This window comes from Rubrivirga halophila (assembly GCF_046845755.1).
Lineage (GTDB): Bacteria > Bacteroidota > Rhodothermia > Rhodothermales > Rubricoccaceae > Rubrivirga.
This window is the reverse complement of sequence record NZ_CP177357.1, coordinates 49206-66738: the sequence shown is the minus strand read 5'-3', so window position 1 is coordinate 66738 and position 17533 is coordinate 49206. Positions and strand designations below refer to the sequence as shown.

Below are 17533 nucleotides of genomic sequence, written 5' to 3'. Positions count from 1 at the left end.
ACGCTACGGCTCCAGGTGGATCACCTCGGCCTGGCTCATCGCCCCGTCCTCGACGGTCAGCCGGACGCAGGTCTTGACCTGGTGGAAGCCCTGGCGGCCGGCCGCGCCGGGGTTGAGGTACAGCATCCGGCGGAGCGCCGGGACGCGCTCGACGCGCAGGATGTGGCTGTGGCCGCACACGAACAGGTCCGGCGGGTCGGCCCGGAGCGCGGGCCCGATGCCCTTGGCCCACCGCCCCGGCCGCCCGCCGATGTGCGTCATCCACAGCCGCACGCCGCCCACGCGGAGCTTGACGTGCTCCTCGAAGTGCCCCCGCACCGGCGGCCCGTCCACGTTCCCGTAGACGCCGACGACGGGCGCGAGCCGTTCGAGGCGGTGGACGACCTCGACGGGCCCCACGTCGCCCGCGTGCAAGATCATGTCGACGTCGGCGAACACGTCGTCGAGCTCGGGGTGGTAGTAGCCGTGGGTGTCTGAGACGATGCCGAGGCGCAAGGCGAGGCGGGGTTGGGGACCGGGAAGATCCCTGCGCCCCGAGCCCTGCGCGGGGCTCCGGCCGAATTCAGCCCGATCTCCCGTCCCCTCTCCCCTGTCCTACACCTCCTCGACCCAGTCCGGTAAGTCATTGAGGGCCCACTGCTCGAGGTAAAAGCGGTGCTCGCCGCGCGCGCGGCGGAACGGGGCGAGCAGTCGTCGCACGTGGGGCGCGGGGTGCTGGCGGAAGGCCTCCGCAAGCGGGGCGTGGAGCGGCGCGTGCGCGAACAGGCTCCAGTCCTTGCCGTCGAAGGCCGGCTCGGGGAAAAAGGCGGCGGCGCCCGCGTCGAGCACGGCGCGGAGGGCGTCGAGCCGGTCGCGGCGCTCGCCGTCGGCGGCGGCCACAAGCGCGTCGAGCGGGACGGGCCCGACCGCCAGCGCGAGGACGTCGGCGCGGCGCAGGGCCACGGCGGCCTCGGCGTCGATCAGCCCGTGAGCCGTGCCAGTGACCGCGAGCGCGGTCCAGCCTCGCCCGCCCGCCCACGCCAGCAGCGGTTGCACCCACGCCTCGGCGTCGGCGAGCGCCGTCAGCCCGACCCGGCGGGTCTCGCCCAACGATGTGCCCGCGAGATACGCGCGGGCGTACGGCTCGGGCGCGCGCGCGAGGAACGCCTCCAGCGTCGGCGCGGGCGCGTCGCGGCGCCGCGCGTCGGGCTGGTCGTCCGGGACGAGGGCCTCGAGCCCGACCGGCTCGTCGACAAAGACTTTCACGATGTCCATGCCGGGGAATCGTCGCGCGCGGTGCGACGTTCCCCCCCTCGACCGCCCGTGCGCCCCGATGAAAGCCGTCTCCTCCGCCCTCACCTGGGTCCTGATCGTCGTCGTGGTGCTGCTGGCGCTGCCGACGATGCTCCTCATCCGGCTCTTCGACTGGACGCCGACCCAGGTTCGGACCGGGCGGACGTTCCGCGTGATGGGCAGCTGGGTGACGCGCTTCAACCCCGCGTGGCACATCGCCGTCGGCGGCGTCGACCCGACGACGCTCGACCACCCGTTCGTGGTCGTCAGCAACCACCAGTCGATGGCCGACATCCCGGTCGTGTCGCTGCTGCCGTGGGAGATGAAGTGGGTCGGCAAAAAGGAGCTGTTCGACCTCCCGTTCATGGGCTGGCTGATGCGGCTGGCGGGCGACATCCCGGTCGACCGCAAGGACCCCGTGAGCCGGGGGACCGTGCTGCTCCGGGCCCAGCGCAAGCTCGAGCACGGCACGTCGGTGATGTTCTTCGCCGAGGGCACGCGCTCGCGCGACGGCCGCGTCAAGACGTTCCACGACGGCGCGTTCCGGCTGGCGATCGCGGCGGGCGTCCCCATCCTCCCGCTCGCGCTCGACGGCACCATGGACGCGCTCCCCAAGCACGGCTGGCAGTTCTCGCGCGCCGACGTCCGGCTCGACGTGCTGCCGCCGGTCCCCACCGCCGGGCTCACCGAGGCCGACCTCCCCGAGCTCCGCGACCGCGTCCGCCAGCAGATCATCGACCACATCGCGGCGTGGCGCGAGGTGCCGGCCGAGAGCGTCGACCAGCTCCTGCTGCCGCCCCCGGCGCCCGAGACGGGCGGACCGGGCGAAGAGCGGGCGAAGAGCACCGTTGTGGAGCCCCGACCCGGCACGGGCGGTTGATCCCTGCCCCCCAGAGTCCCTAGCTTGGACGTTCCGCGCTCGGCGTGGACGATGCCCGATAGCTCAATTGGCAGAGCGCCAGTTTCTGGATCTGGAGGTTCAAGGTTCGATTCCTTGTCGGGCAACACCGAACGGCTCTGAGGCACCCGCCTCGGAGCCGTTTCGCGTTCAGGCCGTGCCGCCCGCCGCATCCGCGAGCCGCGCCGCCAGCCCCGACGCCCGCCGCTGGCGTGTCTCCACCGCCAGCGCCACCTCGTCGGCCGCGCCGAACACGGTCACGGACCGCTTGGCCCGCGTCGCCGCCGTGTACAGCAGCTCGCGCGTGACGAGGGTGGCCCCGCGCGTCCCCGGCTCAGGCAGGACCACGCCGACGGCGTCGAACTCCGAGCCCTGGCTCTTGTGGACCGTCAGCGCCCATGCGGGCTCGTGCGCCGGCATCCGGGCCCACGCCACCTCTTTGTCCGGGCCGAACACGACGCGGCGGTCGCCGCCGCGCCCCCAGCACACGCCCACGTCGCCGTTGCGCAGGTCGGTGTCGCGGTCGTTGACGGTGACGAGCACGGGGCGGCCGGGGTAGACGCGCGGGCCGTACGGGCTCCACCGGACGAGCCGCTCGTCGCGGAGCGCCTGCTCGATGGCGCCGTTGAGGCCCTCGACCCCGCGCGGCCCCCGGCGGACCGCCGCCAGCAGCCGGAACCGCTCCAGCACCGCCAGCGCGGCCTCGGGCGTCGCCGCCGCGACCGTCTCGCGCGCGAGCGGGAGCGCCCACGCGAGCGCCGAGCCGGCCGGGTCGCCCTCCACCAGATCGAGCGCGGGCCGCTGGCGGAGCGCCTCGACCGCCGCCGCCGCCTCGCCGTCGCGGACGGCGACCGCGAACGTGCCCACGTCTGAGTCGGCGGTAAACCGGCGCGACTCCGTCAGTTCGACGACGGCGCCCGCCAGCCGGGACGCGGTCGGCGACGAGGGGACGTCGGCCAGCCCCAGGTCGGCGCAGAACGCTGCGAGCGCGGGCGGCGCCGGGCCCGCCCCTTCGGACACGACGTCCGAGAACGTGGTCCCGACGCCGACGGGCGGAAGCTGGTCCGGGTCGCCGAGCACGATCAGCCGCGCGTCGGGGCGCAGGGCCGCGAGCAGGGCGTCGAACAGGGCGAGGTCGACCATCGAGCCCTCGTCGACGAGGACGATGTCGTGGGGCAACGGGGCGCGGGCGTCGTGGCGGAAGCCGGACCGCTCGGGGTGCGCACCGAGCAACTTGTGGAGCGTGACGGCGGCGGTCGGGACGGCTCCGCCGAGGTCGGCGGGCAGCTCGGCGACGCGCGCCTCGACGCTCTCGCTCAGCCGCGAGGCGGCCTTGCCCGTCGGCGCCGCGAGCGCGACGCGCGCGGCGGGCCGCTCGGCCAAGACCAGCGCCAGCAGGCGGGCGGCGGTGTACGTCTTGCCCGTGCCGGGCCCACCAGCCACAAACAGCGCCCGCTGGCGGAGCGCGGCGGCGGCGGCGAGCGCCTGCCGATCGAGCGCGCCGTCGGCGCGGGGCGGGAAGAGGCGCGCGAGCGCGGCGCGGGCGGCCGCTGTCGGCGGCTCGTCGCTTGCCGCCAGCCGGTCGGTGATCGCGCGCGCGACGCGGCGCTCGGCGTCCCAGTGGCGGCGGAGCGCGAGGTGGTCGCCGACGAGGACGAGCGGGCACGACGTGTCGGCACCGCCGACGGTCGGGCTGGCGGCGAGGTGCGCGCGCCATACGTCGAGCGCGGGCATCTCGGGGACGCCTCGAAAAACGGCACGCGCGTGTTCGTCCTCGGGGAAGGCGTGGCCGGCGTGCGCGGCGAGGTCGACGGCGCTGTGCCCGTCGCGCGTCTCGCGCGAGACGAGGGCGGCCGAGAGCGCGAGCGTTCGCTGCCGCGCCGGGTCGGCGTCGGCGTGCTCGGCGTCGAGCCCGGCGACGAGCCGCGCCAGCGCGAGGTCGATGGGCGCGACGGCCTCGGCCTCGGCGAGCGCGTCGAGCGCGCGGACGGTGTCGGGGGGCAGCCTACGCATCGGGTGCGAGGAGGGCGTCGAGCGCGGCGATGAGGGCGGCGGACGGGCGGTGGTGGATGAGGCCGGCGGCGGCGGCGCCAGAAGGCGGGCTGCTCGGTGCACCCTCACCCTGTCCCTCTCCCAGGGGGAGAGGGGACGTCATTGGAGTGGCTTGCGCTGATTCAATGGCTTGCGCCAGCCCCCCTGCTTGCGCCGACCCGTCGTCCGCCGTCCGCGGTCCGTCGTCCTCCCCCGCCAGCCCGCGCAGGAAGGCGTACGTCGCACCGCCGATGTGCGTGTCGTAGGCGTAGTCGGCGAGGCGCGAGTCCAGAAAACGGTGCAGGCCGTAGAGGTAGAGGTGGAGTTGCAGGCCGTAGTGGTGGCCGTGCATCGTCGCCGCGAGCGCATGCGGTGTGTACGCCGCCGCGTCGTCGCCGAGGCGGTTGCTTTTCCAATCCACCACCCACCACCGGCCGTCGGCGCGGGCCACGAGGTCGATCTCGCCGACCATCAGGCCGTCGACGGCGTCGCGGCTGAGGCTCGCAATGGCGTCGGCGTAGTCGGCGCCGAAGGGGGCCGTGCCGTGCTCGCGGAAAGCGGCGGCCAAGGCGCGGGGGGCGACCCGGCCGAGCGGAACGGAAAAGCTCCACTCGGGCATCCGCGCGTCCGCGTCGGCCAGGCGGAGCGGGCCACCCTCGGCGTCGCGGAAGAGGGGGGCTTGGGCGACGCGGCCGAGCATCGCGAGCACCTCGGCGGCGGGGTCGAGCGGGGCGCGGTGCGGGCGGCCCCGCCGAGCCAGCCCGTACGTCGCCAGCCACTGCGCGACGGTCTCCTTGTTGCGCTCGACCGCGAGCGCGGCCTCGTCACCCTCGCGCCAGTCGGCGTGCTGCAGGACACCGTGGAGGCAGGTCCCCGGCCCGGTCCCAGCGGCAAAGGCGTGCAGGCCCGTCGGGATCACGTCGGTCCGCGCCGTCTCCTCGTCGGCCTCGTCCGACGCCGCGAGTGTGGACACGTCGGTGTCGGCGTGGGCGCTCCGCGACCACGCGCTAAAGCTGGCGCGGCGCCACGCGTCGCCGACGCGCTCGCGCCCGGCGTCGGTCATCGCCCGGGCCGCGAGCGTCACCTCCGGCGCGGGCGGCGTCGCCAGCCGCCGGCCGTCGGGCTCGGGCGGGTCGACCACGCGCGAGACCGCCCCGGTGTCGTCGAGCGCGCGCGCGGCCGCGAGCACGCCCGGCCCCGCCGCCTGCTTGCGGGCCGCCTCGACGTGCGCCGCCAGCCCGTCGCCGAACGCCGCCTCGTGGCCGTTCAGCAAGTAGCCTAGCCCGGAGAGCGCGTCGAGCCGCGTCCGGCTGGAGTTGACGGCGCCCCAGACCACGTAGCACCGCTCGCGCGCGCGTGTCAGCGCGACGTACGCCTTGCGGACGTGCTCGGCCAGGTTGTCGACCTGTCGGAGCCGCTCCATCTCAGCGGCCTCTGGCGAGCCCAGGTCGTAGACGACGCCCGCCTCGGTCCGCGCCAGCACAGTCTCCTGCTGCTGGTAGTCGCGCTGGCTGAGCGACCACAGGTACGGCAAGAAGACGACCTCGTACTCGAGCCCCTTCGCGTTGTGGTGCGTTGTGATCTGAACCGCGTCGTCGTCGCGCTCGAGGCGGACCTCCTTCATCTCGCGCGACGGGAGCGCCTGCTCGGTCCGGTGGCGGAGCCAGTGGCTGAGGTCCTCGGGCGAGCGGTCGCCGCCGGCCTCGACCTCGTGGAGCAGCTCGGCGGCGTGGCGCAGGTTCGTCACCCGGCGCTCGCCGTCGGGGTACGCGAGCAGGCGCTCCAGGACGCCCTCGCGCTGCTGGAGGTCGGTCAGCACGTGGAGCACGCCGTGGCGCCGCCACGCCGTCTGCCACGACCGCAAGCGCGACGCCAGCTTGGACGCGCGGCCCGGGTCGTCGTCGAGCGCGGCGATCTCGTCGGCGGACCAGCCCCACGTCTCGGTCGCGAGCGCGGCCCGCAGCGAGCGCTCGTCGTCGGGGCGGAGCACGGCGCGCAGAATCAGTTCGAGGTCGGCGATCTGGGGGCTCTCGCGCACGTCGTGCGCCTTCGAGACGACGGCCGGGATGCCGAGCTCTTGGAGCGCCGCTTGGATGGCCTGGATCTCGTACTTCGACGGGACGAGCACGGCGATCTCGCCGGGGCGGAGCGCGCGACTTCCGTCGCCGTCGCGCATCCGGGCCTCGGTCAGCAGGCGCCGGATCTCGGTCGCCACGATCGGCGGGATGGTCGCGCTCGCGGCGGTCTTGCTGGGCACGCGGTCCTCCTCCCCCGGCATCGGCCACCAGACGAGCGGCGGCAAGTCGCCGTCGTCCAACACGGGCGCCGACGACGGCGAGGCGGCGACGGGGCGGAACGGGATGCCGTCGAACAGGAACGCCCGCTCGGGCCCGGCAAAGACGCGGTTGACGGCGTCGACCAACCCGGCCGTGCTCCGCCAGTTCGTGCCGAGGGTAAAGCGCCGCGTGGCCTCACGCTGGGCGCCGAGGTAGGCGTGCACGTCCGCGCCGCGGAAGGCGTAGATGGCCTGCTTCGGGTCGCCGACGAAGTACAGCGGGCAGCCCTCGAAGGCGGTCCGGAAGATGGCGTACTGGAGCGGGTCGGTGTCCTGGAACTCGTCGATGAGGGCGACGGCGAACTGGCGGCGGATGCCGGCCGCGAGGACGGCCCCGGTGTCGTCGGAGTGGAGCGCGGCGTGGAGCCGGGTGATGAGGTCGTTGAAGGTGAGCTGCCCGCGGCGCTCCTTGATGGCGTCGATCCGCTCGCCGACCTCGATCACGAACGCCCGCGTAAACGCCCGCTCGACGGCCTCGACCGCCTCGATCACCGCCGCGCACGCCCGGAACGGCGGCGCCAGCGAGGCCGCCTTGAGCGCGTCCTTCCGCGCCTGCCCCGCCTTCTTCCCTGCCTTGTAGACCGCCTCCGTCGTGCACGCCTCGACCGCCGCGACGGCGTCTGGGTCGGCGCCCGTCGCGAAGGCGGTGACGCGAGCCACGAGCGCATCCGCGCCGGGCCCGTCGAGCGGGGCGTCCTTGTTCCACTCGACGCCGTCGACCGCCGCCCACACGGCGCCGGGCGACCAGGCGCTCGCGAGCGCCGCTTGGGCGGCGGCGAGGGCCTCGCGTGCCTCCGCGAGCGTCGGCGCCTCGGGCAGAATGCGGATCGACGGGAAGCCGGCGGTCGCGCGGTGGTGCTGGACGAGCGCGTCGGGCGTCCGGCCGCGCGTGACGGCGAGCGCCGCGAGCAGGGCATCGTCGTGCGTGAGCCGCGCCCAGGCATCGGCACTCGCGCGGGCGCGCAGGGCGTCGCTGTCGGAGTCCTCCACAAAGTCCATCTCGAACGGCGTCCCGCTCTCGAACGCGGCCTGCTTCAGGATCCGCTGGCAGAACCCGTGGATCGTGAACACGCCCGCCTCGTCGACACGGTCGAGCGCCGCCAGCAGCCGGTCCTCGGCCCCCGCTCGCGCCAGCAGGTCGGCGAGCGGCGCCACGAGCGGGAGGTCGCCGGCGAGCGCCGAGGTCTCGGCGATGGGCTCGTCCTGGGCGACCGCGAGGGCCACGCGGAGCGCGCGCCGGATCCGAGTCCGCAGCTCCTCGGTCGCCGCCTTCGTGAACGTGACCACGAGGAGCCGCCGCAGGTCGGGCAGCCCGCCGGGCGCGGTCACCAGCCAGTCGCCGTCGAGCACGAGGCGGACCACGAGCCCGGCGATGGCGAACGTCTTGCCGGTCCCCGCGCTGGCCTCGACGAGCGTCCGCCCCGGCTCGACGGGCGTGGCCCAATACTCGAACGGCGGCACGTCTCCCGGCTGGCGGTCTTTTTTAGAATCGGCCGGTGTACTGGCACCAGCGGCGGCCTCACCGGCTGGCGATGACGCCGCGCCGAGTGTCCCCCTCTCCCCCTCGGGGGGGAGAGGGGTGGGGTGAGGGGGGGCGGCCTCGGCGACCGGGTCGACTGCTGGCGACGACGAATCCGCAAGCGCGGTCTTTCTACCCTCGGTTTCGCTCGGCACACCTTCACCCTGCCCCTCTCCCGAGGGGAGAGGGGACGTCGTTGGCGAGGCGTCGCCAACCTCCTCCACACCCCCAGTCATGTCATCCTGAGCGCCAGCGAAGGATCTCAACGCCGAGGTCTCATGCTCTTGACTCCGGTCATCGCCAGCGAGAGGGCTCGCGTCGAGATCCTTCACTGCGCTCAGGATGACAGAGTCGGAGGCTTGCGCCAGCCCGTCCGCTTGTGCAGCGTCCCCATCGTCCGTCCCGTGGTCCGCCGTCCTCGGTCCGCCGTCCCCGACCCCCATTCCAAAAAGATCGCGCTGGCTCATTCGGGCACCCCCGCGCGCTTGTAGGTCAACAGCGGCGCCCACAGGCAGAGCGCCCACTTGGCAAAGTGCGCCTCCGGCTCGAAGGGGTCGGGGCGGCCGCGCGTCGCCAGCGCGACGTAGGCGTCGGCGTCGTCGGTAAAGTCGTTCCAGGCGTCCGAGAACTGGCGGCGGGCCTTGCGCATGGCGCCGTCGTGGGGCTCGAACGGCTTCTGCGCCGCGCCCCGGTTCAGCACGCGCGCCGTGAAGTCCTCCCACGACGACCGGCTCAGCGCGCCGACGTACGCCTCGGCCGCCTTCTCGTAGAGAGGCAGCGAGCGCGACTCGTTCTTGCGGTAGCCCTGCACCAGCGACGCCAGCAGCCGGCGCGCGTCGTCGGCGCCGACCGGCGCAAAGTGGACCGCCGTGTCGTCGACGCCGAGCGAGCACGTGATGCCGGGCCGCGTGGCGCACAGCGCGAGGTGGTCGACCCAGGCCTGGACGGTGTGCTTGCCGCGCACCTTGCCCGCCCGGACGAGCAGCCCGCCCTTGTCTCCCACCCGATCCAACGTGCCCACGAGCCGCACCTCGCCCGCGTCGACGTCGACGGCGAGCGGCTCGGTCGGGCCCCAGCGGCGGACGGCGTCGGCGACGGGGCGGGCCTCGTCGAGCGCGCGCCGCAGCCACGAGGCGCCGGGCGCGCCGGCGGGCAGCCGTCCGCTCCGCTCGACGCGCGTCGCGAGCGTGGCGTCGTCGAGCCCGTCGAGCAGGCCTTCGAGCACGGCCGCGCGCAGGTGGTAGCGCTCCAGGGCGTCGAGCACGACCGGCTCGTCGTCGTGGAGCGCGTCGTCGTCGAGGTCGAGCGAGACACGCAGGCGGCGGCGGACGACGTGGCGGCTGGGGTTGACCCAGGCGTCGGCCAGGTCGCGCAGCGTCAGCGTGTCGGCGGCGGGCGCGTCGGGTGGGGAGAGCCGGCGGGCCGGGTCGAGGAAGGCGGCGGGCGGCGCGGCGTCGGCGCCCCGGACGCGGTGCTGGCGGGCGTAGCTCGCGAGCGGTCCGCCGGGCGTGAAGTACTCGGCGGCGAACGGCTGGAGGCGGTGGCGGGTCACCAGCGTCTCGGCGTCGTCGCCCCAGTGCAGGCGCGCCGCGTCGAGCACGGCGTCGAGGCAGACCGAGGCCGCGCGCTCGGCGTTGTCCTTCTGGCTCCGCCCGACGGTGCTCAGGATCAGCCGGTCGCGCGCGGCCATCACGGCGTCCAGGAACAGCTGCTTTTCGTGGTCGCGCGGCGCCGCGTCGCCGGGCTCGGGCGCGTGCGCCAGCAGGTCGAACCCGGCGGGCTGTTCGGGCCGGGGCCACACGCCGTCGTTGAGCCCGAGCATCGCCACGACGCGGAACGGCGCGTGGCGCAGCGCCAGCGGGTGGGCGACCGTCACCCTGCCCGTGAGGTACGGCTCGCGCTGCTCGAACCGGCCCGAGGCGCCGTCGAGGTGGGCGCGGACGGTGCGGAACGAGACGGCCCCGTCCCCGCCGACGACGCCGTGCAGGCGGTCGAGCGCCAGCGCCTGCTCGCGCAGGAAGACGACCGCCGCCAGCTCCTCGTCCTCGCGCGCATCGAACACGCCGTCGAGGAACGTCAGGATGCGGCCGGGCCACGCGTCGAGCGGCGCCGGGCGGTCGATGGCGTCGAGCGACGCGAAGAGGGCCTCGGCCCACTCGCAAAAGCGGCCCAGCAGGTCGGGGTCGACGGTCGCCGCGTCGCACGGGAGGTGGCCGAGGACCAAGTCGCCCCCGGCGTCGCCGGTCATCACGCCGAGCAGCAGGCGATCCAAGCCGAAGCGCCAGGTGTGGAGGTCGTCCTCGGGCACGCCGAAGCGGCCCTTCCGCTCGGCCGTGAGCCCCCAGCAGACCCCGGCCTTCGTCGCCCACGCGCGCAGGCGCGGCAGCTCGGGCTCGTCGATCCCGGCGGCGCGGCGGATGGCGGGCGTGCCCAACAGGTCGAGCAGCTCCGAAGCCGTCACGCGCCCGTCGTGCAGGCGGAGCGCCCGGCCAAACGCCTCGACCACGCGCAGCGCCGGCGCGTGCGGGTGGTCGACCACGTGGTACGGAATCCGGAGCTGGGGCGCGGCGTCCTCGGCCCCGAACACGGCGTCGACGAGCGGCGCGTACGTGGCGAGGTCCGGGACGAGAACCAACACGTCGCTGGGCCGCAAGCCCTCGACCTCGGCAAAGGCGTCGAGCAACGTGTCGCGCAGGGCCTCCAGCTCGCGCGTCGCCGAGTGGCAGTCGTGGATGCGGATAGTGGCGTCGACGGGCGCCGGCGCCGGGGGCCGCGTGTCGCTCGCGAGCGCCGCCTGCAGCCCGCCGAGCGACGTCGACGGGGGCGCCTCCGAGACGACGTCTTCGCGCTCTACGCCGCCCAGCCCACCCAACACCGACCAGTAGTCGCGGCTCCGCCCGGCCAGCGCCCGCAGGAGCGGGTGGTCGTGCGTCGCCCTGCGCGCGTCGCCCGGCGCCACGGCATAGACCGTCACCGGCACGTGCGGCGCCAGCGCGTGGAGCGCGCGCAGGTGGACGGGCGGAAACAAGCCGGCCCCGAACACGGCGATGCGCGTCGGGAGGTGCTCGCGGAGCGACTCGGGCGAGTCGCGCAGGGCCGCCAGCAGCGCCAGCATCTCACTCGCGCGGTCGCGCGTGCCCGGCGACTCGGCGACGAGCTGGCGCCACAGCGCGGCCTGCCACGCCCCGTGCGGGAAGTCGGCCGGTGGCGGCGTGCCCTGAATCCAGCCCGCGAGCGCGTCTGGGCGGTACACCTGGTAGTCGTCGAAGAGGGCCGCGAGCCGGGTCGCCAGCGGCATCGTCTGGTTGGCGGTCCGGTCGAGGTAGGCCCGGACGGGCGCCCACACGTCGTCGCCGGGCAGGTCGTCGAGAATGGCGCGGATGCGCCACGCCAGCCCGGCCGCCTCGAACGGGTGCGCCTCGTCCTCGGGCGCCGCCGTGTCGCGGTCGAGCCTCCGCGCCAGCCCCGTCACCAGCTCACGCGGCGAGCTCAGGTCCAGGCTCGCGGCCACGCCCAGCGCCTGCGCCAGCTCGCGGCCCAGCCAGCTCCGCAGGCCCACGTTCTGGGCCACCAGGATCGTCTCGCGCAGCGTCGGGTCGAGCGGGTCGTCGCGCAGCGTCCCCGCCAGCCGCGCGAACAGCGGCTCCAGACGCGGCGCCGTGACGACGCGGAAACCGGGGGACGACACGGGCACAGACAAATAGAGGATCGGGGTGGAATCTAGCCCCACCGGCTCCGCGCCCTGCCCCCTCGCGAGCCTGCTGGCGCCATCCCACCCCCTGCAGCGCCCGGTCCTCGGGGAGCTCTGTCAGCAGCACATTTCCGGGCCGCCGGAGGCAACGGAGGCGCCGTCCGCGCGCGAGCAAGGAGGGCCTATTCTCGTGCCCCACGCAGGCCCGCCCTCGGCCACGACCCCGCGGGCGAGGGCCGAGAAGGCGGCGGTCGCCCGCGCGAAGCCGGGTGGAGATGCCGCAAGATCGTCGGGGCGCGCGCGCGCGCGGATGAACCCGTCGGCCCGCCCCGCGTTGACGCCGCCATGCGCCTCGTCCCCCTCCTCGCCCTCGCCGCCGCCGTCGCCTGCACGGAGGCGCCCCGCCCGTCCGTCGACCCCGAGGACGTGGCGCCGCTGGAGTACCGCCTCGACGCGCCCGATGCCGTCGTGGACCTGCCGGCCGAGCTGAACGAGGTCTCGGGCCTGACGGTCTTGCCCAGCGGCCGCCTCGGCGCCGTGCAGGACGAGGAGGGCACCATCTACGAGATCGACCCCGCGACCGGCACCATCGTCGACCGACTCCCCTTCGAGGGCGCCGGCGACTTCGAGGGGCTCGCGCTCGTCCCGGACCGCGCCGTGTGGGCGCTCCGCAGCGACGGCGACGTGTACCGCGTCTTCCGCGACAGCGTCGGCGTCCCGGCCGTCCGCAAGGTGGAGACCGCCCTCCGCTCGCGGAACGACACGGAGGGGCTCGCCTACGACCCCGTCGGCGACCGTCTGCTGATCGCCTGCAAGGAGTGGCCCGGGCCCGACATCGACGACGCCCGCGCCGTCTACGCCTTCGACCTCGCGACCGAGACCGTCTCCGAACGCCCTGTCTTCGCGCTCGCCCGCGCCGACGTTGATTCCGACGTCAACTTCCGCCCGTCGGCGATCGCCGTCCACCCGAGCTCGGGCCAGATCTACGTGCTCTCGTCCGTCCGCCGCGCCATCGCCGTCGTCGACCGCGACGGCACGCTCGTTGCCGTGACCGACCTGCCCGCCGAGTTCGCGCGCCAGCCCGAGGGGCTCGCGTTCGCCGACGACGGCACGCTCTACGTCGCCAGCGAAGGCGGCGCCGGCACGGCCACCCTGCTCCGCTACACGCCGACGGCTCCCTAGCCGGCCCCCTTCTGTCCGCTCTGCCCCTCTCTATGCGTCGCTTCGCTCTTCTCGCCATCGTGGCCCTCGCCGCCGGGTGCGCCACGACCCAGACGTACGTGGCGCCCGAGCGCCGCGCCGAGCCGGCCCCGCCGCTCCCCGCCGGCGACGTCGCCCACACCGTCTTCCTGACCGCCAACACCGGCGACCTCGACGGCGACGCGCCCGGCCCCGTCCTGCGCGCCCTCGCCGAGGCCGCCCGCGCCGCGGGCGACGACGCGACCGTCGTCGTGCTCGGCGACGTGACGACCGGTGGGATCCCCGCCGCCGACGACCCCGACCGCACCCGCGCCGAGGCCCCGGTCCGCGCTTTGATCGCCGCCCTCGGTGGCCTCGACGCGGATGTGATCGTCGTCCCCGGCGACCGCGACTGGGAGCGCGGCGAGGACGGCGTCAAGCGGCTCGAGGACCTGCTCGACGACGCCTTCGGCGACGACATCCTGACGCCCGGCGACCAGGCCGGCGGCCCGCGCGAGTCGGAGCCCGCCGAGGGCCTGCGGCTCGTCGCGCTCGACACGGCGTGGTGGCTGCTCGACGACCGCGACCGGCCCGCCGGCGAGGCCGAGGACCAGGAGGTCCGTGGCCCGGCGGACGTGGCCCGCATCCTGGAGCAGATCATCCTCGACCGCGACGACTCGCGCATCGTCGTGCTCGCGCACCACCCCCTCATCTCGCGCGGCCCCTACGGCGGCTACCGCGCCAACCCCGTCGCCAGCCTCGCCTCCCGCACCGTCGGGCTCGGCGGCCAGGACCTCGCGGCCACGCGGTACCGCGCCCTGCGGAGCTCGCTCGGCCGCGTCGCCAGCACGCACGACGGGCTCGTCTGGGCCGCCGGCCACGACCGCATCCTGCAGGACTACGACGACGAGATCAACACGCTCCGCCGCCAGCGCCACCTCATCGCCGGGACCGGCGGCGGCGAGGCCTCCGTGGCCGGCGGCGGCGGCGCGCTCTACACGTCGTCCGCCCCGGGCTACCAGCGGCTGGTCTACTACACGAACGGCCGGTTGTGGGCCGAGACCGTCGAGGTCGGCGCCGACGGGTCCGAGACGGTCGTCTTCCGGGCCGAGGTCTCCGGCGAGAACGCCGAGCTCGTCGACACCGAGGTCCCCGACGCCGTCGACCCCGCCGACCTGCCCGACGTGGACGCCGTCGTGACGCAGTCGGCCGAGGACGGGTTCGTGACCGACCGGTTCAAGAACGACGGGTTCACGCGCGCCGTGTTCGGCGAGAACTACCGCGACGTCTGGAAGACGCCCGTGTCGTTCCGGACGATCGACCTGGGGACCGAGGCCGGCGGGCTCGTGCCCGTCAAGCGCGGCGGCGGGCTCCAGACGACGTCGCTCCGCCTGCAGGGCGGCGACGGCCACGAGTACGGCTTGCGCCTCCTCGAGAAGAGCGGGCTGGCCCAGGTCCCGTACGCCCTGCGCGACGGGCTCGTGGGCGACATCGTGCTCGAGCTGCGGGCGGCGATGAACCCGTACGGCGCGCTCGTCGCGGCCCCGCTCGCGACCGCCGCGGGCGTCCCCCAGCCCGACCCCGAGATCGTCTTCGTCCCGGACGACCCCCGCCTGGGCCGCTACCGCGAGACGTTCGCCAATCGGCTCGCGCTCTACGAGATCCGCCCCGACGACGACATGTCGGACGTGCCCGGCTTCGAGGGCATGACCGACGTGGTCTCGGCTGCCAAGCTCCGCGAGGAGATGCGCGAGGACCAGGACCACCGCGTCGACCAGCGCGCCTACCTCCGCGCTCGGCTGTTCGACATGATGCTCTCCGACTGGGACCGCCACGCCGACCAGTGGCGCTGGGCCGCGTACGAGCCCGGCGAGCTCGACCCGACCCTGACCGGCGACGACGCCACCAAGGGCAAGGTGTACCGCCCCATCGCGCGCGACCGCGACTTCGCCTTCTACGGCATCGGCGGGCTCTTCCTCCCGGCCCTCCAGGTCTTCGACCGCCGCCTGCAGCCCATCGGCGAGAAGTACGGGAGCATCCGGGGCCTGACCTCGAACGGCTTCTATCAGGACCGCCGCTTCCTCAACGAGCTCTCGCTCGACGACTGGCGCGCCGTCGCGCGGGACCTCCAGGCCGCGCTCACCGACGCCGCCATCGACCGCTCGATCCGCGCGCTCCCCGACCCGATCTACCCCCAGCTCGTCGACTACTGGACGCACGCGCTGCGCAGCCGTCGCGACGGGATGGTGCGGGCCGCCGAGGAGTACTACGAGCTCAACGCCGGCGTCGTCGACGTGATCGGGAGCGACGAGCGCGAGCTCTTCGAGGCCGTCCGCCAGCCGGGCGGCGCGCTCGCCGTGACGGTCCGCTCGCTCAAGGGCGGCGACCCGGGGATCGTGCTGTACAGCCGCACCTTCCAGCCCGACGAGACCGGCGAGGTCCGCCTCTACGGCTTCGCCGGGCGCGACGAGTTCCGGATCACCGGCGACGGCCCGCGCGAGATCTCGGTCCGCGTGATCGGCGGGGCCGGCGAGGACGAGATGACCGCGCCGGCTGGCGACGTGGCCGTCTACGACACGCCCGACGGCTTGGAGATCGTCGAGGGCGGCCCCCACGTCGAGGACCGCCGCTCCGACGCCCCCGACGTCAACCGCTACGACCCGACCGAGCACGTGCTCGGCGACAAAAAGCTGTTCCCGTCGCTCGGCTACCGCTCGACCGACGGCGTGCTCATCGGCGCCACCCGGTTGTGGAACGTGCCCGGCTTCCGGCTCCGCCCGTTCGCGGCGACGCACGCGGTCTACGTCAACTACGCCACGACGACGGGCGGCTTCGCGGGCGGCTACACCGGCCGGATGCGCGAGGCGATCGGCAGCTACGACCTCGACGTCGACGCGTTCGCCTCGACGCCGCGCTACGCCCGCAACTTCTACGGGCTCGGCAACGGCTCCCCGAACGTCGACGGCGACATCGCCCGCGTCGACCTCGCCCGCATCCAGGGCCGCGCCGGCATCGGCGTCCCCATCGGCGAGTCGCTGACCCTCGTCGTCGGGCCGAGCCTCCGCTACGCGGATCCGGGCCGCAACGAGTTCCAGACCCCCGGCACGCCCGTCGGCGACCTGCCCGACGCCTCGCTCGAGGGCCAGGCGCACGGCGGCGGGTTCGCCCGGCTGGCGGCGACCACGTCCGACAACGCGCTCAACCCGCGCCAGGGCCTGCGCTTTGCGCTCGAGGGCTCCGGCTTCGCCGGGCTCGGCGGCGAGGCCGACGCCTACGGGACCGTCGCCGGCGAGGTCGCCGCGTACGTCCCGGTCCGGCTCGCGCCCCAGCTCACCCTCGCCGTCCGCGCCGGCGCCGAGCACCTCGTGGGCGACTTCCCGTTCTTCGACGCCGCCGTGCTCGGCGGGCCGGGCTCGGTCCGCGGGTACCGCCGCGAGCGGTTCGCCGGGCGGACCGCCGCGTCGGCCTCGGCCGAGCTCCGCGCCAAGCTGTTCTCGTTCGACGCCTACGTGCTCCCGCTCAACGTGGGCGTGCTCGGGTTCGCCGACGCCGGCCGCGTCTGGGCCGACCCCGCCCAGCGGACATGCCCGCCGGACCTCTTCTGCCCCGCCGTCATCGACCTCGTCGACCCCGACCTCGGCGACGGCCTCCAGCTCGGCTACGGCGGCGCCCTGTGGATCGGCGTGCTCGACCGCGCCGTCGTCAACCTGAGCGTCGGGGCCTCCGACGAGGCGACCCTCGTGACCTTCGGCCTCGGCTTCGCCTACTAGCGCGGCGCCGCGTATCCTCCCGCCCGCCCCCACCGCCATGGACACCGACACCCCGACCCCGCCCACCGCTGGCGACACCATGGACATGAGCCAGGTGGCCGGCCCGCGTGACGTGCCCGTCACGCCCGACGACACGCCCGCGAAAGCGAAGAAGGACAAGAAGAAGGTCGAGGAGATGACCGCCGTCGGCCCGTCCGGCGGCGCCGTCTCGGCGGCCGACCAGGCGCTCGCCGAGCTCGGCACCAAGCGCGGCATCGAGACCTTGTTCCGGACGAGCTACCGGGTCAACATGGACCTCTCGTCGCTGGCCGACGCCAAGGCCAACATCATGATCTCGATCAACGGCTTGATCGTGTCCATCATGATCGCGTCGATCGCGCCGGGCATCGAGAAGAACCCCTGGCTCCTGATCCCGACCTCGCTGTTCCTGCTGGGCTGCCTGATCTCGCTCGTGTTCGCCGTGCTCGCAGCCCGCCCGCGCGTCCAAAGCTCGATGGTGACGCCGACCCAGGTGCTCGACCAGCGCAAGAACCTCCTCTTCTTCGGCAACTTCAGCCACATGAGCGAGATGCAGTTCGTGGACACGCTCAAGGAGGTCGTGATGGACTCGACGCGGACCTACGAGATGATGATGAAGGACATTTACGGGGTCGGGAGCGTGCTCCAGAAGAAGTACGAGATGCTCCAGCGGTCGTACAGCGCCTTCCTGGTGGCCCTCGTCGTGGGCGTCATCGGGTTCATCATCGTGTTCACGTACGCCGCCCTCTTCGATCCCTCCGGCTCGTCGCTGCCGGTCGCCCCCGTCACCCCGAACGCCGCCACCGGCATCCTGCCCTAG

At 74.4% G+C, this 17533-nt stretch carries 9 protein-coding genes and 1 tRNA gene; 5 read left to right on the top strand and 5 right to left on the bottom strand.

Features of this window, described 5'->3' with window-relative positions:
• Window positions 1-3: 3 nt before the first annotated feature.
• Window positions 4-495, bottom strand: coding sequence for a metallophosphoesterase family protein (locus tag ACLIRP_RS00270; RefSeq protein WP_412061947.1), 492 nt, complete (start codon window positions 493-495; stop codon window positions 4-6).
• 99 nt (window positions 496-594) lie between these two features.
• Window positions 595-1254, bottom strand: a complete 660-nt coding sequence (locus ACLIRP_RS00265; protein WP_412061946.1) for a hypothetical protein — start codon at window positions 1252-1254, stop codon at window positions 595-597.
• Window positions 1255-1312: 58 nt separating this feature from the next.
• Between ACLIRP_RS00265 and ACLIRP_RS00260 the strand changes: the two genes are divergently transcribed.
• On the top strand, window positions 1313-2152 hold the full coding sequence (locus tag ACLIRP_RS00260) for a lysophospholipid acyltransferase family protein (protein ID WP_412061945.1): 840 nt from the start codon (window positions 1313-1315) through the stop codon (window positions 2150-2152).
• 52 nt (window positions 2153-2204) lie between these two features.
• Window positions 2205-2277: transfer RNA gene (locus tag ACLIRP_RS00255), tRNA-Gln, on the top strand.
• Between the two features lie 43 nt (window positions 2278-2320).
• Here ACLIRP_RS00255 and recD read toward each other — a convergent pair.
• The 3 genes from recD to ACLIRP_RS00240 all read right to left on the bottom strand — a co-directional run bounded on the left by recD (window position 2321) and on the right by ACLIRP_RS00240 (window position 11749).
• A complete protein-coding gene (gene recD, locus ACLIRP_RS00250) occupies window positions 2321-4183 on the bottom strand; it encodes an exodeoxyribonuclease V subunit alpha (RefSeq protein WP_412061944.1) in 1863 nt (620 codons plus the stop codon).
• Complete coding sequence (recB, locus tag ACLIRP_RS00245) at window positions 4176-7997, bottom strand: exodeoxyribonuclease V subunit beta (RefSeq protein ID WP_412061943.1); 3822 nt, start codon at window positions 7995-7997, stop codon at window positions 4176-4178. Before recB ends, recD begins: the two co-directional genes overlap by 8 nt.
• 521 nt (window positions 7998-8518) lie before the next feature.
• A complete protein-coding gene (locus ACLIRP_RS00240; RefSeq protein WP_412061942.1) occupies window positions 8519-11749 on the bottom strand; it encodes an exodeoxyribonuclease V subunit gamma in 3231 nt (1076 codons plus the stop codon).
• A 342-nt stretch (window positions 11750-12091) separates the two neighbouring features.
• On the opposite strand from ACLIRP_RS00240, the gene ACLIRP_RS00235 reads away from it, so the two are divergent.
• From ACLIRP_RS00235 to ACLIRP_RS00225, 3 genes are read left to right on the top strand one after another with little or no spacing between them, the layout of a single operon-like run.
• On the top strand, window positions 12092-12928 hold the full coding sequence (locus ACLIRP_RS00235; protein ID WP_412061941.1) for an SdiA-regulated domain-containing protein: 837 nt from the start codon (window positions 12092-12094) through the stop codon (window positions 12926-12928).
• Window positions 12929-12960: 32 nt separating this feature from the next.
• Complete coding sequence (locus tag ACLIRP_RS00230) at window positions 12961-16695, top strand: BamA/TamA family outer membrane protein (protein WP_412061940.1); 3735 nt, start codon at window positions 12961-12963, stop codon at window positions 16693-16695.
• 37 nt (window positions 16696-16732) lie between these two features.
• A complete protein-coding gene (locus ACLIRP_RS00225; protein WP_412061939.1) occupies window positions 16733-17533 on the top strand; it encodes a Pycsar system effector family protein in 801 nt (266 codons plus the stop codon).

Coding starts and splice junctions, on each gene's coding strand:
- ACLIRP_RS00225 (WP_412061939.1), top strand. CDS start 16,733: ATGGACACCGACACCCCGACCCCGCCCACCGCTGGCGACACCATGGAC.
- ACLIRP_RS00260 (WP_412061945.1), top strand. CDS start 1,313: ATGAAAGCCGTCTCCTCCGCCCTCACCTGGGTCCTGATCGTCGTCGTG.
- recD (WP_412061944.1), bottom strand. CDS start 4,183: ATGCGTAGGCTGCCCCCCGACACCGTCCGCGCGCTCGACGCGCTCGCC.
- ACLIRP_RS00235 (WP_412061941.1), top strand. CDS start 12,092: ATGCGCCTCGTCCCCCTCCTCGCCCTCGCCGCCGCCGTCGCCTGCACG.
- ACLIRP_RS00265 (WP_412061946.1), bottom strand. CDS start 1,254: ATGGACATCGTGAAAGTCTTTGTCGACGAGCCGGTCGGGCTCGAGGCC.
- ACLIRP_RS00230 (WP_412061940.1), top strand. CDS start 12,961: ATGCGTCGCTTCGCTCTTCTCGCCATCGTGGCCCTCGCCGCCGGGTGC.